The organism is Collimonas humicola, assembly GCF_018304945.1.
Lineage (GTDB): Bacteria > Pseudomonadota > Gammaproteobacteria > Burkholderiales > Burkholderiaceae_D > Collimonas > Collimonas humicola.
Genome location: NZ_JAGQEE010000001.1, coordinates 228667 through 250646, shown reverse-complemented (window position 1 = coordinate 250646; position 21980 = coordinate 228667). Strand labels below are relative to the sequence as shown.

22 protein-coding genes are annotated in these 21980 nt (G+C 60.3%); 2 read left to right on the top strand and 20 right to left on the bottom strand.

Features of this window, described 5'->3' with window-relative positions; genetic code table 11:
* Positions 1-139: 139 nt before the first annotated feature.
* From KHU30_RS01145 to KHU30_RS01105, 9 genes are all read right to left on the bottom strand, one after another.
* On the bottom strand, positions 140-748 hold the full coding sequence (locus KHU30_RS01145; protein ID WP_211440816.1) for a GNAT family N-acetyltransferase: 609 nt from the start codon (positions 746-748) through the stop codon (positions 140-142).
* 71 nt (positions 749-819) lie between these two features.
* A complete protein-coding gene (locus KHU30_RS01140; RefSeq protein WP_211440815.1) occupies positions 820-1038 on the bottom strand; it encodes a DUF6434 domain-containing protein in 219 nt (72 codons plus the stop codon).
* A gap of 109 nt (positions 1039-1147) precedes the next feature.
* Entirely contained in the window at positions 1148-1708 is a 561-nt protein-coding gene (locus KHU30_RS01135) for a sugar O-acetyltransferase (RefSeq protein WP_211440814.1), read from the bottom strand.
* A gap of 239 nt (positions 1709-1947) precedes the next feature.
* Complete coding sequence (locus tag KHU30_RS01130; RefSeq protein WP_211440813.1) at positions 1948-2373, bottom strand: lipocalin-like domain-containing protein; 426 nt, start codon at positions 2371-2373, stop codon at positions 1948-1950.
* Between the two features lie 528 nt (positions 2374-2901).
* On the bottom strand, positions 2902-3414 hold the full coding sequence (locus KHU30_RS01125; RefSeq protein WP_211440812.1) for a GNAT family N-acetyltransferase: 513 nt from the start codon (positions 3412-3414) through the stop codon (positions 2902-2904).
* Positions 3415-3484: 70 nt separating this feature from the next.
* Positions 3485-3934 (bottom strand): nuclear transport factor 2 family protein, encoded by a 450-nt coding sequence (locus tag KHU30_RS01120; protein WP_211440811.1) that lies wholly within the window; start codon positions 3932-3934, stop codon positions 3485-3487.
* Between the two features lie 155 nt (positions 3935-4089).
* Positions 4090-5295 (bottom strand): MFS transporter, encoded by a 1206-nt coding sequence (locus KHU30_RS01115; protein ID WP_211440810.1) that lies wholly within the window; start codon positions 5293-5295, stop codon positions 4090-4092.
* A gap of 111 nt (positions 5296-5406) precedes the next feature.
* Positions 5407-5808 carry a nuclear transport factor 2 family protein gene (locus KHU30_RS01110; RefSeq protein WP_211440809.1) on the bottom strand — a complete coding sequence of 134 codons (402 nt, stop codon included), beginning with the start codon at positions 5806-5808 and terminating at the stop codon, positions 5407-5409.
* Between the two features lie 85 nt (positions 5809-5893).
* Positions 5894-7111: a PQQ-dependent sugar dehydrogenase gene (locus tag KHU30_RS01105; protein ID WP_211440808.1), complete on the bottom strand. Its 1218-nt coding sequence runs from the start codon at positions 7109-7111 to the stop codon at positions 5894-5896.
* Positions 7112-7640: 529 nt separating this feature from the next.
* Between KHU30_RS01105 and KHU30_RS01100 the strand changes: the two genes are divergently transcribed.
* Positions 7641-9158, top strand: a complete 1518-nt coding sequence (locus tag KHU30_RS01100) for a chitin-binding protein (protein ID WP_211440807.1) — start codon at positions 7641-7643, stop codon at positions 9156-9158.
* A gap of 259 nt (positions 9159-9417) precedes the next feature.
* On the opposite strand, the gene KHU30_RS01095 is transcribed toward KHU30_RS01100, so the two are convergent.
* The 5 genes from KHU30_RS01095 to KHU30_RS01075 all read right to left on the bottom strand — a co-directional run bounded on the left by KHU30_RS01095 (position 9418) and on the right by KHU30_RS01075 (position 15905).
* Positions 9418-10275, bottom strand: a complete 858-nt coding sequence (locus tag KHU30_RS01095; RefSeq protein WP_211440806.1) for a hypothetical protein — start codon at positions 10273-10275, stop codon at positions 9418-9420.
* Between the two features lie 77 nt (positions 10276-10352).
* Entirely contained in the window at positions 10353-11963 is a 1611-nt protein-coding gene (locus KHU30_RS01090; protein WP_211442151.1) for a gamma-glutamyltransferase family protein, read from the bottom strand.
* A gap of 228 nt (positions 11964-12191) precedes the next feature.
* A complete protein-coding gene (locus KHU30_RS25015; protein ID WP_230427143.1) occupies positions 12192-13514 on the bottom strand; it encodes a carbohydrate-binding protein in 1323 nt (440 codons plus the stop codon).
* Positions 13515-14055: 541 nt separating this feature from the next.
* Positions 14056-15096, bottom strand: coding sequence for a cupin-like domain-containing protein (locus tag KHU30_RS01080; protein ID WP_211440805.1), 1041 nt, complete (start codon positions 15094-15096; stop codon positions 14056-14058).
* 185 nt (positions 15097-15281) lie between these two features.
* Positions 15282-15905, bottom strand: coding sequence for a TetR/AcrR family transcriptional regulator (locus KHU30_RS01075; protein ID WP_211440804.1), 624 nt, complete (start codon positions 15903-15905; stop codon positions 15282-15284).
* Between the two features lie 73 nt (positions 15906-15978).
* On the opposite strand from KHU30_RS01075, the gene KHU30_RS01070 reads away from it, so the two are divergent.
* Positions 15979-16596 (top strand): glutathione binding-like protein, encoded by a 618-nt coding sequence (locus tag KHU30_RS01070; RefSeq protein ID WP_211440803.1) that lies wholly within the window; start codon positions 15979-15981, stop codon positions 16594-16596.
* A gap of 25 nt (positions 16597-16621) precedes the next feature.
* Here KHU30_RS01070 and KHU30_RS01065 read toward each other — a convergent pair whose 3' ends face one another.
* From KHU30_RS01065 to KHU30_RS01040, 6 genes are all read right to left on the bottom strand, one after another.
* Positions 16622-17929, bottom strand: coding sequence for a glucoamylase family protein (locus KHU30_RS01065; RefSeq protein ID WP_211440802.1), 1308 nt, complete (start codon positions 17927-17929; stop codon positions 16622-16624).
* Complete coding sequence (gene pgm / locus KHU30_RS01060) at positions 17926-19599, bottom strand: phosphoglucomutase (alpha-D-glucose-1,6-bisphosphate-dependent) (protein WP_211440801.1); 1674 nt, start codon at positions 19597-19599, stop codon at positions 17926-17928. Before pgm ends, KHU30_RS01065 begins: the two co-directional genes overlap by 4 nt.
* A 35-nt stretch (positions 19600-19634) precedes the next feature.
* Positions 19635-20660: a phosphogluconate dehydrogenase (NAD(+)-dependent, decarboxylating) gene (gnd, locus tag KHU30_RS01055; protein WP_211440800.1), complete on the bottom strand. Its 1026-nt coding sequence runs from the start codon at positions 20658-20660 to the stop codon at positions 19635-19637.
* Positions 20661-20769: 109 nt separating this feature from the next.
* Entirely contained in the window at positions 20770-21018 is a 249-nt protein-coding gene (locus KHU30_RS01050; RefSeq protein WP_211440799.1) for a hypothetical protein, read from the bottom strand.
* Between the two features lie 67 nt (positions 21019-21085).
* On the bottom strand, positions 21086-21385 hold the full coding sequence (locus KHU30_RS01045) for a hypothetical protein (protein ID WP_211440798.1): 300 nt from the start codon (positions 21383-21385) through the stop codon (positions 21086-21088).
* Between the two features lie 121 nt (positions 21386-21506).
* Complete coding sequence (locus KHU30_RS01040; protein ID WP_211440797.1) at positions 21507-21971, bottom strand: RcnB family protein; 465 nt, start codon at positions 21969-21971, stop codon at positions 21507-21509.
* Between the last annotated feature and the right edge of the window lie 9 nt (positions 21972-21980).

The window sequence follows — 21980 nt, the reverse complement described above, 5'->3', positions numbered from 1 at the left end:
GTTCATAAAGTGATGTTGCTGGAGCCGTGCCCCAAGCCTATCTATTTGGAATTTGACATCCGATTTGCCGGTAGCTGAGCAACTCCGGCGACCGGTCGGTGTTGGCCGACTTCTGCCGGTAAAAATATCGCAGTAGATATCAAAGTCCGGTGTTGTCGCCTGCCGACGCGCTACCTGAAACGGTAAGCCAGTAATGATACTCGTCGCTGATTGCCCCTTTGAATTCGTCGGCGTGCGGCACCAGCCTCGTTCGCTTAAATCCTAACCTTTCGATTAAAGTGATCGACGCTGTGTTCCGAGTGTCGATCTCTGCGTCCACACGTGTCAGTTGGAAACTGGCCACGACTTCTGACAGCGCTGCTCCAACGGCTTCGTTCGCGATTCCTTGTTTGCGATGAGATGCGAAGACGAAATAAGCGATGAGCGCTCGTTGTTCGAAGGGCTTCACCGTGAATTGCACGTAGCCAACCAGTTGTTGCGTAGCCGCAGATTCGATCACCCAATTTAGCCAAACCTCTCGCCCGTCGGGTGATCGACGGCGTTCCAGTCGCGCATAGCGCTCGGCGAGTGCCGCCACATCCCTGTACGGCAAATCGGGCGTGAAATCATAGCTGCCTAAATCGCTCAACCCGTGAAACATATGCTCAGCGTGCGATACGTTCAGTGGGTACAGGACCAAGCGCTCGGTGCTGATAATCTTTTCATCAAGTTGGTTCATTGGCGTTGACGTTTTATGTTGTATTTCCATACGACACACTCAACCTGAGTGCCGCGAAACGCATGTTCGAATGTCTGCAACTGGCCGGAATGAGTCATTTGCTAGTCTTGCGCCATTGTACGTCGACGGATCCATTCGTCCACAACGTCGCCCATGTTCTTCTCATCATCGTTTCGTATCCATGCCATCAGATCGCGGTCAAATTTGAACTCCGGTCCACACTGATGTGAAAGAAAGCGCCGAACGTTCTGCGTATTTTTGTAGGCGGAATCGACCAACGTTGTCCGTAAAATTACTCCGCCGTGCCAATCAAATTTCATGATCAAATTCCTCCAGCATCGTCATCAGTTTAGCGGACGTCTTCGACCGTCCGATTTTGGAATTGCGTCATTCGTGAAGCTCAGAACTGCCCTCCTTGCGAACATCCTCTTATTCGTCGCCAATCGAACGAATTATTTGCGCCGGATTTCCGCCTACAAGAGTATTCGGGGGAACTTCCTTGGTGACTACCGAACCTGCCGCGACGACCGAATTCTCGCCTACTGTTACGCCACCGATGATGGTCGCGCCGGCTGCGATCCACACGTTTTTCTCAATCACGATAGGCTTTCCGATTGTGGTGCTGCGTCGCCGCGATGGTTCAAGGGGATGACCCGCCGTGATGATACTCACGTTCGGCCCGATCATCACGTCGTCTGCGATGTCGAGGCCGCCAAGATCATAGAAAGTGCAGTTTTGATTTACGAAGACATTATGCCCGACGCGGATTTCGTTCCCACCGGCGGTATAAAATGGAGGGATCAATAAAAAGCTCTCGTCTACTTTTTTACCGATAAGTTCGCTGAACAAAGCCCGAACTTCGTCCGCATCGTTGAACGTCAAACGATTAAGTCTGGCAGTGATCGTCATCGCTCGCTTGATGTTTGCCAACATGGCCGCTGACTCCGGTGTCCTGCTGTTAATTATCTTGGTGCGATCGTCATTCGGCATTCGTTATTTTCCTTGGATTAGCATGCGACGATGGCGTCAGATATCTGCTCTGAACCGGATTCGTCAGTGACTGCTGCTGGCCGTTTTGAACCGGTCGCGACGGGTTGATTTCGACCCAGAGCCGACCTAGAGGCCGCCACAATGCGGTCATTCAAAGGTGGACGTCTGGCTGCCAGACTCGCCGGCGACTTGATGACCCGCAAACTAGCGACTGTGGCGCGAACGCAGCGTAGGGGAAATTACTCGCGTCTAAAACTGAGAATAGCCCGTCCTATTGGATTTCCTGATACTAACGGATTCGGCATCCAGGCCGTAAAGACGTCGAGCGTGTCTCCATCAAGCTTGTAGAATCGTTCCTGCTCACTGCCGTTCCAGGCCTCATTCCAAGATGAGTCAACCTTTGTGATGAACCTATCTCCATCTATCCGGTATCGTCCTGTATAGGCCATCACGGTACGGAAAAGTGCCACCAGTTTCTCATCTGTATTCCCAGGCTCCCGCGCCTGTGCGGTAACTAGTACCATCATTCGCCCGTCAGAGCCGAAAATAAGATACCCATTGGGGTCGGCGCCCCACGGTTGAGTGCGCTCCTTTGACTCCTGAAGCTCAGTATCAAGAGAAACCAACCGCCAGCAACCGTGGAGCTTAGCGTCGCGCTCAGACATATTCCCTCCTGTAGTAGTTCACCTAAACGTACCCACCTGTCGAATGCTGGGTAAGCTGCCATGGAAATTGTAAAAACACCCTCAAATTCGCGGGATGCACCGCAGACCGCTCCTGACCGATAGTAACTGTCCGCACTCAAACATTGACGGCGGGCTTGACCCAAAGCGGAGAAGCCAGGACCTATGCCAAAGAGGTCGACCGGACTAACGTTGACGACCGGACCCGCGATTGAACTTTGGACTGGAATGTACCTCTCCGCGGCAATCCGTGCTCTACCTGGAATGAATCAACCCCGTCTTGTAGCGTCTGCATCAACATTAGAAATTGCTCCTCGTGGCAGGTGATTTCGAGAGTGATTTGTGCATTGTCTTGGCCGCAGGACCTGAGCGCAGGGCTTCCCTATGAACGTCGCCAATATCTGTGCGCAAGCTCAGTATTTTTCCATATCGGAGCCAAGAAGATAGCCGGTGCGTACTGTCCGCCGGCATCTTCGTCGCGACAAACTGGCTTCGACCTTTTGCGGATAGTCATTCGACGCTCAGGAATGCTTGGTAGACTGCACATGGAACGTTGTAGTGGGTTTCAATGCCGCGATACCGCATGCCAAGCCGCTTCATCACCGCGATGGAGGCAGTGTTGCCGGGATTTGCCACGGCCACTACTTCTGGAATGCCCAGTTCCTTTGCGAACAAAACGATCCGTTCGGCAGCTTCGGTCGCATAGCCCTTCCCCCAACAGTCCCGCCTCAGCCGCCAGCCGATTTCCGGGACGGCGCCTGCCTGGGCAGCCAATGGTTGCAATGTCGCTGCGCCAATCATCAGATTGTCGTCTTTACGGAACACACCCCACCACGAGAATCCGTGCGAGGTCCACCTTGGTTTTACGCGATCGATCATTGCTTGGCTTTCAGCCTCGGACATTGGGGCGCCGTTGCCGATGTAAGCCATGACCTCTGGGTCGCTATTAATCGCTGTTAAGCCAGCAAGGTGTTCGTCAGAAAGTGGAATCAGCTTTAACCGCTGCGTTTCGAGAATAGTCATGATTATTCAGGTTTGAGCGAAGACTTGCGACGGGCTGCTTCTGGCCGCGATGCGTCGGCCATTCATCCGTTCACAGGTTTTCGCCTGGTGTTTTTTTCCCGGAAATAAATGTTACTTTGGCGATTTTTCCATCGTGAACTTCATAAATTGCAATCGCCTCCATGACGCCCGGCCCTTCCGGCAGCGTGACGCGAACGCGCTCATGGTCGATGACGGTATTTCCCATGACAATGCGCTTTACGATGATGCAATGCAAAAGCGTGTCGCTGAAGCGCACCGTATATCTCTTGCGCATTTCCTCCTTTCCCTTCGCCGATGGTGTATTCGGAAATCCAAAAAGCTCGGCCTCGTCCGCATACGTGGCAAGGAAGGCATCCATGTCGCGCGCATTGTAGGCGTCGAGCTGTTTCTGGACGATGTCCTCGGCAGAGTCCGTCTTGACAGCCGATGCGGACTGAGGCATCGCTAAAGCGCGAAAAATCAATGCGGGGGAGATGACTGATTTGAATATATCTTTCATGCGGGATTCCGTCTCGGGGTAAGTTGACCATCAATTGTGGGTGTTGTCGTCGCCAAGCTGCAAGCCATATTCAATCTACGGCTTCCACACCGTCAGATTCCAGCGCGTGCCTGATCGTCGCTTCAGCTATATTCATAAATCATCTTACTTTCATATCAGCCGCCCAGTCCTTTCTGCACCCGCCACGACAATGGCAATGTGAACAGCAAGATCGCTGCCAACGTTATCACTGCAACGGGGACTCCAGCGACGTCGCCTAGCCGGCCGAACAACACAGGTGAGAGCGCCCCGCCGCCTATGGTGCCGGTATAGAACAGCGCGAAGGTTTGCTCGCGTTTGCCTGCGCCGGCCAGTTCTGGCACCGCGCCGTACAGTACCGACGACGTCCCGTTCAAGGCAAGTCCCAGCAGCGGCAGCATTGCCATCATTGCGGAAAGCGGCAACCACACCGCCAGCAGGATCAGCAGTGAGGTGGCGGACTCTGTGAGCCACACCGTTTTCATCATGCCGATGCGCGCGCCCAGGTAACCGCACAACAGCTTGCCGAACGCCCCGCCAACAAACAACAGCGACAGCGCCAAACCGATGCCAGCCGTGCCGGCGCCTTTGCTTTTCAACAGGAATGGCAGGAAGGTTAGAAATCCCATCCGGACCGCGCTGTCCAAAGTTCCTGTCAGCAGCAGCGCACGCAACCCGCTGGCCGAGCCGGTTCTGGTGATTGCCTTGCTCGCTTTCTTCTCGGATACCGCTTCAAGCCGTGTCGGAATAAGCCACCACAGCAGGCCGGCTGCGGCCAGGCCCAGCAGCCCCATCAACGTAACGCTGGTCTGCCAGCTGACGACAACGAGCGACAAGCCCACCAGCCCCGGGATCAGAGTCTTGCCGACGTCGCCGGCAAAATTGTATTGCGCCAGCGCCTCTTTGACTCCACCGCCCGCTTCGTGAGTATCCGTGACGATTGAAGACGCCAGCGGGTGCTGCGTGCTGGCTCCCAAGCCTCCCAGCAAAAGCGCGATCAGCAGCATCGCCAGGCCGCCGGCCTGGCCGGCCACCAGGTATGCGACGCCGGCCAGCGCCGTCCCTCCCGCCAGCATGCGGTGCCGCCCCCAGCGCTTTGCCAGCCGGCTGGCCAGCAGCTGAAAGCCGGCCATCACGCCCGAATAGGATCCGCGCAACAGCCCCACCAATGCGTAGCTGATGGAAAATTGCGTCTGCCAGATCGGCAACAACACGTAGATGAGGTCTGTCAGGCCGTCATGTATTGCGTGGGCGCCGCAGGCGGCCATCAGGGAACGGCGGCGGATGGAAATATCGGTGAAGTCTGAGTCACTGGAAGCTGATGCAATTTTCAGATTATTCATTGTTCTGGGTGGCGGAAAATCGAGTGCGGCTAGCTTACTACCGTATGCCGGCCGCCTTTACTTGCTGTTGCTTGCTGTTGCTTGCCGTTGCTTGCCGTTGCGTACCGTTGCTTAGCGTTGTTGTCCGGCTTCAGGCTGGAGCATCCGGCCCATCAATTCGTGGATTTTATTGACAGCCTTTAGCGGGCGGATCATCACCTTAAAGTGAGTGATCAGGCCCTCGTCGTTCCACGTGATCATGTCCACGCCGTTGATCAGGATGCCGTCGCAGCTTGACTGGAACTCCAGCACGGCCGAATGCGGTCCGCGCCATTCATTCACATATTGGAAGCTGCCGTTATTCAAGACATGCAAGCCGGCAGCAAGGTATTTGACTGTGATCGCATTGCCGCTTTGAGGCGTGTGAACAACCGGAGATTCGAAGACCACGTCGTCGGCGAGCAATGCTTTCAAGGCAGCGATGTCGCGCGACTTGACTATCTCGTGCCAGCGTTCAATTGTGGAATGTGCCATGGCTGTTGCTCCCGTATCCAGGACGGTGGTTTATGGTTAAAGGCTCAAGAACATGCCTTAAATTAAAGCTGATTTCACTGCTGGGTCAGTCCGGCGCCAGCCGCAACAACGTCCCGTTCCGATCCTCGGTAATCACCAGGCTCCCGTCGTCCAGCGTAGCCAGCGCCACCGGCGCGCCCATCGGATAGCCGCCGTGCCGGTAGTTCCATCCCGCCACCAGATCGCGCGGCTCGCCCACCGGCTGATAAGCCGCATCCAGAGCCAGGCTGACCAGCCGGTGGCCGGCGGCGCGGTAGCCGTGATAGCCGATGATCAGATGGCCGTTCAGCGCCGGCAGGCTCTTGCCGTTATAGATCAGCATGCCCAGCGGCGCTGCATGCGGCGGCAGAAGACGGCCGGGCGGTGTTTTGGCGCGGCAGTCGAATTCTGGATATTCCGGGCTGGCCCTGAGCTTGTCGAAGCAATAGGGCCAACCGTAGTCGGCGCCGGCGCTGAGCCAGCTGAGAGTGTCGTGCGGCAGCTCAGCGTCGGACAGCTTGGGATCGGCGACATTGATGTTGTCGCGCGAATTGGTGGCGGCAACCAGCGTGCCGTTGGCAGTGAGCGCCAGCGCCATGCTGTTGCGCAAGCCGCGCGCGTGCACCGGCAGCGTGCGCGCATCCAGCGGCAGGTGAGCGTTTGCCAGGCTGGCGCGCAGCACGCTGGCGCGCGGCGGCATCTCCTTGATTTCGGGGCAAGGCGAATCCGCCTTGCCGGGCTGGTCGGGCCGGCTTTCGCAATTGTCGGTGGCGGAACCGACATTGATGTACAGCGCACCGTCGTCGCCGAGCACCATCGCCGTCAGCGGATGGCGGCCGGTAGTCGGCAGGTTGACTACGATATCCTGGGCGCTGCCAAGCAGGTTCTTGGCGGCAGGATCGATGCGGACGATGCGGCCGTGCATGCCGATCAGCAGCTTCTTGTCCGGGGTAGCGACGATCCCATTGGGCATGTCAAGCTGGCTCAGCAGCACTTCCGGCTGGCCCTTCTGCTTCAGGTTCAGGTGCAGCAGGCGGCCGCGCTTGCTGGCCCAGCCGCCCATGTCCAGCACATAGATATCCTGACCGATCGCGGCTACCCCGCGCACAAAGCCGAGGTGATCGGCGACCAGCCCCATGCACATGCCCTTGGCCACCTTCAGGTCGAGACGCGGAAAGCCGTCGCAGCTGCCGGCGGTGCGGTAAGTGCTTTGCGCCGACGCTGCTGCGCAAGCGAGCAGGAACAGCGCGCCAAGGAGATTGCGGAGAAAAGATGCTGCTCGCATGAAAGAAACCTTCTGTTCTGTAAGACGATGGACTCAGCCCTGCCGCGTCAACGAGCCGATTGAGAAATATGTCAGCAGGGAAATATCCGGCATATTGCCACACTCCGTCCCTGGCGGATTGTTTTCATGACTGGCATCGCCTGCCCGGCAAGAATCCTCTGCAAAAGCACCAAGACCACATGCAAAAAAATGGAAAAGTGGTATTACACCTGTCTATCGCCTGACAGACGCGCACTTTCTCCGCCAGCACAGCACCCCCTCAAGAAAATTATCAAGAAGGTATTTTCACAAAAACTAATTCATTGCCACAGGGAAATAACATCGCCTCGCCCGGCGTGCTATCTGTGACTTAAATCGCCACCCGCGGCAAATGAAAGTCAATACCGCTTTGCAACTGGTATGGTCGCTGTAAAAAACCGTGCAAACCACTTGACGCCCAATTTCGCTGCCCTCATCCTCGGCCCGGATTAGTTGGCGTGCGGAAACTATCTGGTTTCACGCACTTCCCCATTCAATACAGGAGATATGCATGAAAACAAGAATAGTCAGCACCGTGCTGTGCACCGCGATCGGCAGCATGCTGGCAGGTTGCGGCGACGGCGGCTCGAGCGATGCGGGCAGCGCCAGCCAGAAGCAGATTGCCGCCACCGGCAAGGCCAGCGCGCCGGCCTGCGCGCCTGCCTGGAACGCCAGCACCGTCTATGTCGGCGGCAACAGCGCCAGCGCCAACAGCACCAACTACACCGCCAACTGGTGGACCCAGGGCAACGACCCGGTTACCGACAGCGGCGGCAGCGGCAGCGGCAAACCATGGACTTCCAACGGCGTATGCGGCAGCGGCACGCCCACCCCGCCGCCAGTCACGCCGCCTCCGGTGAATCCGCCGCCCGCCACGCCTGGCAGCACCACCGGCACCATCAGCTATCACCTGCTGCTGGGCGCCGGCAGCGCCCAGGACCAGCTGGTGCTGGATGGCGGCAACTACAACGACCTGATCATGTCGAACATCATCGCCGGCGTCATGTATGGCCACCTGGTGCAACAATATTATCCAGGCATGCAGTTCCAGAAGGATTACATGTACGGCTCGATCATGGGCCAGCTGCTGCAGGAAAACATCGAGACCGGGCTGTACGCCAGCAGCGGCAGCCTGATCGATCCCTCGCCGGACCAGCAAGCCGTGATGGGCGCCGGCCAGGGCGGCCCCTACCAGATCAACAACTACGCCGCCGACATGGTTTCCGGCTCCTATGCGCCGGCCGGCCATTCGCTGATCAACTACGTCGCCATCCAGAAAAACATCGGCTACACCATGGCCACCGCGGCCCAGCAGTACACCAAGGTGACGCCGCCCTCGTTCAACAATAAATACTACGGGCCGATGCTGACCGCGTATTTCCATTACAACGATTTCGTCGCCCTGATCCTCACCGGCAAGGGCGCCGGCGGCTGGACGACGCCGTGGCAGCCTTACTATGACAATACGCTGGCCAACTTCACCAAGCTGCCTGGCAATTTCCTGGACGTCTTGCTGAATGTCGCCTACAACCAGGGTTACTACGGCCCCCTGATGACCAGCTACAGCAAACTGGGAGCGACGGCGACCGCAGCGACGGTCAGCAGCGTCAACGCCTACAGCTCGGTGTGGGGCGCGACCGACACTTACCAGCAATATCCGTATCAGGTGCGCTACTACCTCGACCAGCTGTACGGCAACCCGATCCCGACCACCAGCCCCACTACCTTCACGACGCCGGCCAACCATGTCGCCTTCGGCATGCCGGCGCTGGAAACCGTGTTCTCGAACGTGTTCCAGACGCTAGCGTATGTCAACGGCACAGGAACCTCGGTCTACATTTCGGCGGCGCAGGCGCAAACCGCGTTCAACAGCGCCCTGGCCAGCGTCGGCGTGACCGCCAGCGCCACGCTGGACTTGAGCAACGCCGCCGACCGGGCGCAAATCTTCAGCATCCTGGAAAAAGCCATCGGCAACCTGGAAACCAACCTGAACACCAAGTTCAGCGCTACTACCAGCGTGCAGCTGTAATCGGAGTCATCTGGGGGCAGTCATCTGGGGTCGGAGTCAAATTTCGCGGTGTTTTATCGCGAAACTTGACTCCGACCCCACATGACGGATTCGGAGAAAGGCAGAGCGCGCTGCATGTTTTTTCAACGGCGAGGCATGCACTCCGTAACCCGCTAAGTGGGGTCAGAGTGCAGTTTCTGCAAAAAGCGCGCAGAAAATTTACTCTGACCCCACTTAGCTATGTAGCTTAAGCGCAGCGAAAACCGGCTTACGATTTTGCTCAGAACAAGGGATTGGAACGCAAATATTCCAGCCCGGTGAGCTGCATCTGCGCGCCTTCCGGCGCGCCTATCGCGTAAGGCAAGGAAGTACGCAGGGAATTGGCGAAATCGCCCGTGTACAGCTTGGAGCCCTGGTGGCTCAGGTTGGAATTGGCGTCGATATAGATGGACTCGCCCAGCCCTGACCATAGGCGGCAGAAACCATAGTCTTCCGACAGATAGCGGCGCGTCTCCGGATCGACCATGACGTCGAAAAAGCGGTAGTGCAGCCCCTGGTCGGGAACGCCGATGCTGTCGGGCACATAGTTGAGCTCAGGGTAGCTGGCGATCAGCCGCTCGAACACGCTGCGCTTGATCACCATGAAGCCGGTCGGCGCTTCTTCCATGCGCATGAAACCGTCGGCCTGCACTTCCAGGTTGACCTGCTTGCTGCCGTCGGCAACCTTGGCGTTGACGGTGTAACGGGCATAGGTCGCTTCGAATTGCTGCCGGGTCGTGCCCTGCGGCAGGCCTTCCTGAGGCCAGGTTTCGTGCTTGAGCGGATAGACGCCGGCGGCGATATCGTAGCCTGAACGCAGCAAGCGGAACGCCGCCTCGGCGGAAAAACCGATGTCGGCGTCGATCCAGAACAGGTGCGTCCATTGCGGATTGGCGAGAAAATCGGCGACGCAGTTGTTGCGCGCCCGCGTCACCAGGCTTTCGCCTTGATGCATGACCACTTGCATCGGCATGCCGCAGCGTGCGGCCTCCACCGTAAAATTCAATAGGGACATCACATAGTTGCGGAAAAATTTCCCGTCATGGCTAGGCGTCATGATCACCGGACAGATGCGGGTAAGGTCGACTGCTTCAGGCATTTTGCTTTCCTTATTGATCGGTATGTAGTGCAAAGCGGCAGATGCGAGATTGTAACAAGGCGGCGCGCCGGCAGGAGCTACCAGGCCGCGATGCAGCCGTCAGTGCGCGGCTCGGTGCCGCCGCACAGCACGCCGTGGCTGTCGCGCCAGATGATCTGGCCGCGCCCGAAACCGAGCTGGCTGGCCGACCACGACGCCTCGTGCCCGAGACCGCGCAAGCCGCGCAGCAGATGCTCGGCGGTGGTATGTTCGATGCTGACGTTATTGCCGCTCTCCCATTCCCAGCGCGGCGCATCCAGCGACGATTGCGGATTGAGTCCGAAATCTACCGTGTTCATGATCATCTGCACATGCCCTTGCGGCTGCATGAAGCCGCCCATCACGCCAAACGGGCCGACCGCTGCGCCGCCCCTGGTCAGGAATCCGGGAATGATCGTGTGATACGGCCGCTTGCCCGGCGCCAGGCAGTTGGGATGGAATGCATCCAGCGTGAAATTGTTGCCGCGGTTATGCAGCGCAATGCCGGTTCCCGGCACCACCAGGCCCGAGCCGAAGCCCATGTAGTTGCTCTGGATGAAGGACACCATGTTGCCCTGGTCGTCGGCAGTGCTGAGGTAGACGGTGCCGCCGCGCGGCGGCTGCCCGGACTGCGGCCATGCCGCCCGCTCGCCGATCAGCTTGCGGCGTTCGTCGGCATAGGCTGCCGACAGCAGATCCTGCACCGAAACCCGCATGTGGCCGCTGTCGGCGATATGCGCCAGGCCATCGGCATAAGCCAGCTTGATCGCTTCGATCTGGCGGTGGTAAGTCAGCAGGCTGTCGCGCTGGCTGAAGTCGAAGCCTTGCAGGATATTCAAGGCCAGCAAGGCCACCAGGCCATGGCCGTTAGGCGGAATTTCCCAGACATCGTAGCCGCGATAGTTGCAGCTGATGGGATCAACCCACTGCGGCCGGTACGCCGCCAGGTCGGCAACATCAAGGCAGCCGCCGGCGGCGCGCACGAAGGCCGCGGTCTGGTCCGCCAGGGCGCCGCGGTAAAAGCCGGCGGCGCCGTCAGCCGCGATGGCGCGCAGCGTATCGGCATGTCCCTGCGAGCGCCAGATTTCGCCGGCACGCGGCGCCCTGCCCTCGATGCTGAAAGTGTCGAACCAGGATTGAAAGTGCGGCTCCTTGAACTCCCGCCGGAACAAGGCGTGGGCCTGCTGCCAGGCAAAGGCGACCACCGGCGATACCGGATAGCCGTCCTGCGCCAGCGCAATCGCGCCAGCCATGGACTGCGGCAAGGGCAAGCTGCCGAAGCGCTCGGCCATGCTGGCCCATGCGCCCGGCGCACCAGGCACGGTGACCGGCAGCGCACCGTACTTCGGCATGCTTTGATGGCCCGCGGCGCTGAGCCTGGCGATCGAGATCGCCTGCGGCGCGGCGCCGCTGGCGTTCAAGCCGTGCAGCTTGCCTTGGTGCCAGATCAGCGCAAAAGCGTCGCCGCCGATGCCGTTGGCGGTCGGCTCGACCACGGTCAGCGCAGCGGCGGCAGCGATCGCCGCATCGATGGCGTTGCCGCCGGCCTGCAGTACTGCCAGCCCGGCTTGCGCCGCCAGCGGCTGCGAGGTCGCCACCATGCCGCGCCTGGCGTAGACCGCACTGCGGCGGGAAGCATAGGGATAGTGATTGGGATCGAAATTGAACATGGCTTTTCCCTGGCGCATCGGATACAGCGGACAACGGCGTTTCACGCCGCCCGCCATGCGGCGTGAGGAATATGATGTCGCAAGTCCAACTCCATGTATACAAGAAAGTTGGCAAGGATCGGATACGCCCGATGCCTGTCATGCAAGGCATTGCAGATCGCCCGGCCGGCGCCATGAAAAAAGCCGGCTCTTGCGAGCCGGCTTGATGACAAGGCAAGCAGCAGCGGATCAGAGGCCGAGATCCGAGATGAAGCGGTTGGTGTAACTCATGCCGGTGTCGCGGTCGAACGACCAGTGGTGCAGGCCGGCGATGCCGTTGGCCTTGGACCAGGCCGACAAGGTATCGGTATCGGCCAGGGTGAAAGTTTCACCGGGGGTGTCGTTGGCGCCTATCATCGGCGTCAGCTCGATCTGGCTGTACGGCACATTGTAGAAGCCGCGGAAATCCATCGCCGCCTGGATCGCCGACTGCCCCATCTGGCAAACGCCGCCGCTGATCACGCAGTTGACCGCGGTAGCCGAGCCGTAATCCATCACCATCAGGTTGACATAGTAGTTCTTGAGGCCTGCGGACTGGATCGCCTGCATCACCGCTATCCCCATCGAACCCAGCGGATTAGGCGAAGCCGAGCCCATGTCCACCGCCACCGAGGAACCGCTCTGGCTGGTCGCCAGCGTGGCGATGGTGAAGCTGAAGCGCAGGTTCGGATACTTGACCTGGGCCGCCTGGACCCGCGCCACCAGGTTGTTGATGTCAGACTGGCTCTGGCCGTTTTCGATATCGAAATCGATGCCGATCAGGTTGGCCGAGTTATACGTGTTGATGAAGGCGTCGAAGCCGGCATCCGAGGTACAGGTGAACGACCCTGCCGCTCCGCCGGTTGAAACGATGTATTTCTTGCCTGCGGCCACGAAGGACTGGACGTTGGTGGCAATCATCGCCGGCGTGATGCCGGCCCAGGTCTCGGAACCGCAGCCGCCGGTGGCGAAGGCCCAGGTCAGCACGCTGTTATGCGCCGGCATGGCGGTAGTGACCGGCAAGGAGGTGCCGGTTGCCGTGCTCTGCATGGCGCCGGTGTTCCAGTTGGCGTCGGCGGTGACGTCCTTGTATGCGCTGAACACAAAACCTGGCGTTGGCGTTGGCGTCGGAGTCGGTGTTGGAGTAGGCGTCGGAGTTGGCGTCGGAGTTGGCGTCGGGGTCGGGGTCGGTGTGGGAGTCGGGGTTGGCGTAGGAGTCGGCGTTGTACTGCAGGCGCCGTTCGAAGTCCACGGCTGTCCGCTGCCGCTGCCGCCATTGTTGGTCGATGGATTATTCCCCTGAGTCCACCAGTTGGCCGTGTAGTTCACGCTGCTGTAGCTGGCTTGGTTGCCGCCGGTGTAGACGGCGGAAGCGCTCCAGGCGGGAGCGCAGACCGGCACGCTCGATTTCACGGTGGCAGAAACCTGCTTTTGGCTGACGGCCGCGGCACCTGCCGATCCGCCGTCGCTACAGCCTGCCAGCAGGCCGCCTATCAATCCCATCAACAAGGTATTGCATACAGTTGTTCTCATGCGCCACTCCTCCTCTATCAAATGACAATGTGCGAGAAGCAGGTCGATCCGACCGGCGCCTGCGCACTCCCTAAGCTGAATCCGTTATATGTTTAACTGGCAGCTGGACTGAGAATGGAGGCCTGAAAAATCAACGTCAAGTGGTTTAAAAATTTGACGGCATATGCCATACCACTTGCAAACAACTCGGAATTTCGAATCGGAAAATTCTATGGTTTTCCATAATCGAAAAGAAATTTTCATTTGCAATACAATGCCTTGCGGCAATAAAAAACTTCTAAAGATCCCTGTTTTTCTCATATGAAGAAAGCACAATCCGCCGCTGCCGGAAAATCGGCGGAAAAAAGTGTGACAATCGGTGCGATACCACTTCCGCAGATGTATGCATGTGGTCTTAGAGATCCGAACGCCATCTTTACGGTTTTGCGGCGCCAACCTGAAAAATCACGCCGGCAAACAGCCCGGATCAGGCTGTGCACGGCATCAGGATCGGCGCGGATTTTCGATATCAGGCAGAGCTACGGCAACAGCCGGCGCCTGGCTACAGTTCGTCGTAGGTCGAATAGAAGGCGCCGAAATTATTGTCCGGCTGGAAGTTGATCAGCGACACGGTGATGCTTGCCTCCAGCCCTTCCACGTAGTGCCAGCAGCCGACCGGCAGGAACAGCAGTTCGCCTGCGGCCAGTTCGCATTCGAGCAGCTGCGCATTGCGCATCAGCGGAAAACGCTCGTAGTCGATGGCGGCGCCGTCGACCGGCGAATAGCAATGATGGTGGTTATAGACATACGCCAGTTCGCAGGCGGGAATCAGCCTGACGCGCTTGCGGCCGGCCACCTGCGCCATGAAGTTATTGGTCAGGTCGTGGTGGAACGGCGTACGCGTGCCTTTCGGCCCCAGCCAGAGAAAACCGTCGTCCACCGAATCCGGGTTCAGGTATTCCGGCAGGCGGCCGATGTCCTGCCACAACTCCGCCAGCGCCTGGCGATTGGACGACGAGTTGTTCGCCGTCATGTAGAAATCGTTGCTCTCCTGCGCGCCCTCGATCATGTCCAGATAGCTTGCCAGCGGCATCTTGCGCTTGTGCTGGCTGGAATTGATTTCATAGTTGGCGTCCTGCGAACGCCCCATCTGCACTTCGACTTCGCGCGCGCCGAAGTGCGCACGCAGGAAATCGAAATTCCATTTCCTCAGCGCCGGCCAGTCATCCAGCATGCCAGTGATGATCACCGGCTTGTTCAACAGATAATACTGGCGATAGAACTCCTCGCGCGACAGCCGGTGACGGCGTTCAATCACGCTGCTGCCAGCAGTCTGCCGGTTCAGGGTGCGGTAGATGTCGAGCACCCAGTCATGCTTCTTCAGGCGGTTCTTGAGGCGCTGGCCGGCCTGGCGCGCGCCCAGCAGGTAGGGGCTGGCCAGCGCGGCCTGCACTTCGCGCTGCGCCTCGCCCGCGGCCACGCCTTGCGCGACCAGGACGTTGAACAGGTCTTGCGGAGCGGCGTCGAGCGCCAGGTTTTCGCCTATCCAGCGGCGCCAGTCGTCGTTGATGATGATGCTTGCATTCTGCTTCGCTTGCGCCATGACTCGTCTCCATATGCCGCGCGCCGGTTAGTATTGTCAATCACGCTGCCGCCGCTCCCTGCTGTCGGGCAGCAGAGAGCAACATTGGGATAATACGGATCAAATTGCAAGTGGTTTTGAATTTGGAGGCACGACGCCGCGGCGGTGCTGGCGCAGTCCCGCAGTGGTATTGATACCGGCTGCGCCTAGCGCGCCTGGCCGCAAATCAACTCGACGCCGGCTGCGGCGGTCGCCTCCAGCGATGCGCGGCTGTCGCCCGCGCGCGAACGCAGCGCCAGGGTATGCAGGATCGCCGACGCCATCTTTGCCAGCAGCGCCGGCTCCAGTGCGGCATTCAATTCGCCCTGCTCCACGGCGCGCTGGAAGCGCTCCTCAAAGACCTGGTCGAAACAGCGCAAGCCATCGCCGAGGCGCGCGCGCACCTCCACATCGACCACCGCCTGGGTGGCGGCGGTGCCGATCAGCAGGCAGCCGCGCGCGGCGCTGCCGGACGGCAGATACATGCCCAGCGCCAGCTGGTATACCCGCAGCAGCGCCTGCGCCAGCGGCAGATCGCCGGCCATCGCCTCGATCATCCCGAGGCGGCCGAGCTCGATGTAGCGCTCCAGCGTTTGCAGGTAGAGCGCATGCTTGTCGCCGAAGGCGGCATACAGGCTGGGCCGGTTCATGCCGGTGGCCGCGCTGAGGTCGTCCAGCGAGCTGCTGCCATAGCCCAGCCGCCAGAAGACATCGCGCGCATTGTCCAGCGCCTGCTCCGGATCGTAGGCGCGCGGCCGGCCGCGGGCTCGCTTGTTTTCTTTTTGTTCCATACAGTATAAAAATGTTGACCGAGGTATTTTTGTACATTATAGTACAAAAACAAACCACCCATGGAGATTCCAGATGAAACTGTATTTTTCCCCGCTGGCCTGTTCGCTCGCCACCCGCATCGCCCTGTACGAAGCCGGCGCCGAGGCTGACTATATCCAGGTCGACACCAAGTCGAAAAAATTGCAGGACGGCGCCGACTTCTACCCTGTCAGCGCACTGGGACAAGTGCCGGTATTGCATACCGACGATGGCTATCTGCTGACTGAAAACACCGCCATCCTGCCCTATGTTGCGGACCTGTTCCCGCAAGCGCAGCTGGCGCCGACGGATCGTCCGCAGCGCGCCAGGATGCAGCAATGGCTGGGCTTCGTCAGCACGGAACTGCACAAGGCACTGTTCGTGCCGCTGCTCGATGCGCACGCCGCCGACGCGGTAAAAGCCTATGCGCGCGACAAGGCGGCATCGCGCCTCGGCCTTCTGGAAAACCATTTCGCCAGCCACGAATTCCTGCTGGACCGCTTCAGCGTGGCCGATGCCTATCTGGCCACTGTGCTCAACTGGGCCGCGTATGGCGGCATCGATCTGGCGCAATGGCCGCGGGTCAAGGAATACCATGGCCGGCAGCTGCAGCGCCCGAGCATGGCGAAAGCATTGGCCGAAGAACTGGCGCTGTATCGGGCGCAATCCTGAAAAAGAGGGGAAAAGCTGCCAGCGGCTAAGCGGACGGCAGCCAGCCGCCTGTAAAGCCTGCGCATTTCAGCCCATTGACGATATACGGACAGTTGCGCATCAGGCGCCACAGCATTTCGCTGCGGTAGTTCTCGATCATCAAAATGATCGGCCCCTGGTCGATGCCAAAATGCCAGGGCGAGACCCAGCCGTAAGGGTTATCGCAGTTGCAGGGAAAACTCGGATTGAAGGTGGACTTGAAGCCATACGGATTGCCAGCCTTCAATCCGACCTGGTGGATAAAGAAATCGATGGTCGGCAGCACGATTTCCGGCGCGAACGGCAGCGACGACACGACCACCCACGGCGCGATGGTGCCGTCGTCGGGGCCAAGCGGCACGCCACGCGCCACATAGTCGTAGAACTCGCGCCGGCTGCCGTTGACCTCCAGCACGGCGGGTCCCGGCCCGTCGCTGGCGGTGATGCCCCAGCACAGGGCGCTGTAGCCGGCGAAGCCGCGGGGATTGTCTATCGCATATCGCTGCTGCACCAGGGTGGCGCGGCGGCTGTTCTCGAAATAATCGAGGCCCTTGGCGCGCATGGCGCTGTCCTGGATGCCGCGAAAATCGATCCAGATATGCGACAGCTGATGGGTGAACAGCGAGCCGGCGTAGACGTATTCGATGCCGTAGCTCTGCTGCCACCGGTAAGCCGCGGCCCAGTCGCCATAGCTGTCCTGGGCCAGCGGATGCGAAGGCGAACCAAGTCCCAGCACATACAGCAGCAAGGCCTCGTCGTAACCATTCCAGCGATTCGGCAAGAAGCCGGACTCCGGCTTCCAGCCCATGGAAACCGCGCCGCCGCCATCCTGCGCCCAGGCCCAGTCGACGCGCAGGTACAACGCGTCGGCCAGCCGGCGGCACTCGGCCTCGTCGGCGCCCGGCCCATCGAAATAGCAGCCGGCAGTCAGCGCGCCGGCCAGGAAAAACGTGGTGTCGATGGTGGACAGCTCGCACTGCCAGGCGCGGCGCCCGCTTTGCATGTCGAGGAAGTGATAGTAGAAACCCCGATAACCGCTGGCGTCAGGTTCCGGCCCCTGCGGGCTGTTCCAGAAAAACCGCAAGGCAGCCAGCACCCGCTTGAGCGCCGCAGCGCGCGTGATGAAACCGCGCTCTATCGCCACCGGATAGGCTGCCAGCGCCAGCCCCACGGCGGCGATGCTGGCCGGCCAGTCGGGCGCGGTCTTATCGATCACCAGGCCGTTGCGCGGATTGGTTTCATGCATGAAGTAGCTGAACGACTCGCATTGCAGCAGGTCCAGTTCAGCCGTTTCGCTCAGCGCCCTGCGACTCATTTTGCGGCTGCGCCTGGCGATTGCGGCATAGCGGCCAGGGCAGCGTCGACAATCGCCTGCGCCTCCTGCACGATGCGCTGCAAGTGTCCGGCGCCCTGAAAACTCTCCGCGTAGATCTTGTAGATGTCTTCCGTGCCGGAGGGCCGCGCCGCAAACCAGCCGCTGTCCGTCGCCACCCGGACGCCGCCGATGGGCGCATCGTTGCCGGGCGCCTTGCTGATGATGCTGCGGATCTTTTCGCCGGCCAGCTCGGTGCTTTGGATCTGTTGCGGCGACAAGGCGGCCAGCAGCTTCTTTTGCGCCGGCGTGGCGCTCGCCTCTACCCGGGTCGCCAGCGGATCGCCCAGCTCGCCGGCCAGCCGGCGATACGCTTCGCCGGGATCGCGGCCGCCGCGGGCGGTGATCTCGGCCGCCAGCAAAGCCGGCGCCAGGCCATCCTTGTCGGTAGTCCAGGCCGAGCCGTCCAGGCGCAGGAAGGCAGCGCCGGCGCTCTCCTCGCCGCCGAAGCCGAGCGAACCGTCGCTCAGGCCCGGCGCGAACCATTTGAAGCCGGCCGGCACTTCGTACAGCCTGCGCTTGAGCCTGGCGGCGATGCGGTCGATGATCTGGCTGCTGACCACGGTCTTGCCGATGCCTGCCGCCTGCGGCCACTGGCTGCGGTGCTGGAACAGATAATCGATGGCTGCCGCCAGGTAGTGATTGGCCGGCAGCAGGCCGGCGCTCCGCGTAACGATGCCGTGGCGGTCGTGGTCGGTGTCGCAGGCGAAGGCGATGTCGTAGCGATCCTTCATTGCCAGCAGGCGCTGCATGGCGTAGGACGATGAGGGATCCATGCGGATGCGGCCATCCCAGTCGGCCGTCATGAAGCGGAAGGCCGGATCGACCTCCGCGCTGACCACGCTCAGGTTCAGCCGGTAGCGCTCGCCGATGCGCCGCCAATAGTGGACCCCGGCGCCGCCCAGCGGATCGACGCCGAGATGGATGCCGGCGTCGCGGATCGCTGCCATGTCGATCACCTGGTCGAGTTCATTGACGTAGGTATTCAGATAATCGTAGCGGTGCGTGCTGTCCTGCCGCAAGGCCTTCTGCAGCGGCACTCTCTTGACCTCCTTGAGGCCGCCGCGCAGCAGCGCGTTGGCAGCGGCCTCGATCCAGCCGGTGACAGCGGTATCCGCCGCGCCGCCATTGGGCGGGTTGTACTTGAAGCCGCCGTCTTCCGGCGGATTGTGCGAAGGTGTGATGACGATGCCGTCCGCCAGGCCGCTCTTGCGGCCGCGGTTGTATTTGACGATAGCATGCGATACCGCCGGCGTCGGCGTGTATTCGTCGCCTTCGGCCAGCATGATGTCGACGCCGTTGGCCGCCAGCACTTCGACCGCGCTGGCGCAGGCAGGCACCGACAAGGCATGGGTATCGATGCCGATGAACAGCGGCCCGCTGATGCCCTGCTTGCCGCGGTAAGCGCAAATCGCCTGGCTGATGGCCAGCACATGCGCTTCGTTAAAGCTGCAGTCGAAGGATGAACCGCGATGGCCGGAGGTGCCGAAAGCCACCCGCTGCTCGGCCACCTCCGGATCGGGAATATTGCTGTAGTAGGCCGAGACCAGCTTCGGCACATCCACCAGCGATGCCGATGGCGCCGGCTGACCGGCCAGAGGACTGATTTTCATGATAGGGCTCCTGGCGGATCGGCCGTGCGCAGTCGTTAATCGCCCTGCGGCTTGACCGGTTTTTCTACATGGCCGCCGAATCCTTGCCGCATGGCCGACAGCACTTTGTTGGAAAAATCGTCCTCGCCGCGTGAACTGAAGCGCGCAAACAAGGCGGCGCTCAGGATAGGCACCGGGACCGCTTCGTCGACCGCGGCATTGATGGTCCACCTGCCCTCGCCCGAATCGGCGACATGGCCGGCGTAGTGTTCCAGCGCCGGATCTTTCTGCAGCGCGCCGGCGGTCAGGTCCAGCAGCCACGAACCGATCACGCTGCCGCGCCGCCACAGTTCGGTAATCTCCGGCAGATCGAGGTCGTACTGATAGTGCTCAGGATGGCGCAGCGGCGTGGTTTCGGCGTCAGCCACGCTGCCCTGCTTACCGACATTGGCGTGGCGCAGGATATTCAAGCCTTCGGCATAAGCGCCCATGATGCCGTACTCGATGCCGTTGTGAACCATCTTGACGAAATGCCCGGCGCCATGCGGGCCGCAATGCAGATAGCCTTGTTCGGCGCTGCTGCTCACGGTGCGGCCGGGAGTCGGCGCTGCGGCGCCAGCGCCGGGCGCCAGCGTGGCGAAAATCGGCGCCAGATGGTCCACCACTTCCTTTTCGCCGCCTATCATCAGGCAATAGCCGCGGTCAAAGCCGGCGACGCCGCCGCTGGTGCCGACATCGACGTAATGCAGCTGGCGCGCTTTCAGTTCGGCGCCGCGGCGGATATCGTCGTGGTAATAGGAGTTGCCGCCATCGATCACGATGTCGCCGGCTTCCAGCAAAGGCAGCAGCAGCGCCAGGTTTTCATCGACCACCGCAGCCGGCAGCATCAGCCACAGCACGCGTGGCGCGCGCAGCTGGCTGACCAGGTCCTGCAGGGATGAAGCGCCGGTCGCGCCCGGATGCACCGCGGCCTTGACAGCGTCCGGGTGCAAGTCATAAACCACGCACTGGTGATCGCCATTGGTCAGACGCCTGACCATATTGGCGCCCATGCGCCCCAATCCAATCATGCCAAGCTGCATCCTGTTCTCCTCGCTGAATAAATATGACAACGACAGCCATGTTACCCGCTGCCGTTTTTTTATGTTTTTTTAATGTCTTTTATTCCGTCGATCGCAACGTTTGCCTTGATTAATGCACTGCTTTCTTGCGGCCTTTTTCTATGAGCGCGATGGCGCAGGCGCGGGCCTCGGCCTCCGCTTCCTGCTCGCTGGCGAAGACCGTGTCGACCGCCACCCGCTGCGACGGGAAGATATCGTTTCTATGCATGGGATTGCAAGAAGGCGCGTAGATCACCAGGTTGGCGACCCAGCCTTCGCTGTCAGGCAATTGCAGCCCGGAACATTCTATTTCGTAGTCACCAATTGTTTCTGAATGCATGGCAGTCTCCAGACGGTAGCAGGGGAAATCCGGGCGGCAGATAAACACCAAAGCGCTTCCGATCAGATCACGTTTTTCCAGTTTTCAACACTGTAAACAATTGCAGCGCCATCGCGTGTCCGACAACCCCGCATTTGAAAGTAGGAAAAGCGAACCCGCGCGCCGATCTTCCAAAGAATTCCTTTGCTCCTCGGCCAGTGTATATGAACTCGGGACCGGCGTGTGCGGCCTCCGGTTCGCCGCACCGGGCAGCGGCGTCTCCGGCCTGAACGTCGTCATCCTGACAGCGACGCTGCTCGCCGGCCACGATGCCGCGCCTGATCACCAGCGCCGCCGTCATGACTGCGGCGGTGCTGACCATGCTCATGACACTTGGATAATAATGCGACTCCCCTACGCAGCGACGGCACAAAGCAAAATCCCCCGCGCTCAAATGGGCGCGGAGAATTTCTTCAGGCTTGCTGCTGAAATGCACTTGGCTGTATTTGTCAGTTACCCAACAACATCTGCAAGATGATGCCTGTGGATATCGCCACCAGCACATAGTCGCCGCCGGTCTGCACCCAATGATAGCCGCGCGGCGGCGCATTCAGGTGGTGAGCGCGCCAGTCGTCGACCACGTACTGGCGGCCGCGGTATTCTGGCGGCAGCCGCTGGCCCCGATAGAACGCGTGGTCGGGACCGGCTCCGCGCTCGTCGCGGCGCTGGTCACCGTAATCGCGGCGATCCGGCTGACGACGCTGATCGTTGTAATTGCCACGATCCGGCTGGCGGCGCTGGTCATTGTAATCCCGGCGATCCGGCTGCCGGTCCTGATCGTTACGTTGCTGATCATCGTTGCGCTGCTGCTGATCGTAGCGCTGCGCCGGCCTGTCACGTTCCTGGCCGAACGCCAGGCCGCTCGTGAGCAGCGACATCGCCATGATGGCGGAGACAACTGTTTTCGTTTTCATGCTGGGCTC